The sequence below is a fragment of the Cobetia sp. 29-18-1 genome (assembly GCF_029846405.1).
Taxonomy (GTDB): Bacteria; Pseudomonadota; Gammaproteobacteria; order Pseudomonadales; family Halomonadaceae; genus Cobetia; species Cobetia amphilecti.
The window spans coordinates 1-226 of the sequence record NZ_JARWKS010000064.1; the positions used below are offsets into that span (position 1 = coordinate 1).

A 226-nucleotide genomic window follows, 5' to 3' on the forward strand; every position below is an offset into this window, starting at 1 on the left:
AGGAGGTGCCAGCCACCCAGTACAGTGCAGACCTCGACGCCGGCACCGTGCAGCTTGCCGCGTCTGACACTGCCACCCACCCCGAACCCTGGTACGCCCTGCACCGCGTCGAGGATATGCTGCTGGTGGGTGATGTGGATCTGTCGGGGGCGCTGACCCTCAAGGGCAATTTGAGCCACGACTACCCCGCCGGCGATACGCTGGTCAGCGCCGCGATGGTGGCCGG

The 226-nt window shown here is 67.3% G+C and carries 1 protein-coding gene; it reads left to right on the forward strand.

Annotated features, from left to right (window positions below):
* Positions 1-226 (forward strand): hypothetical protein (locus QD208_RS17630; RefSeq protein ID WP_279837696.1); only part of this gene is annotated, 226 nt, incomplete at both ends.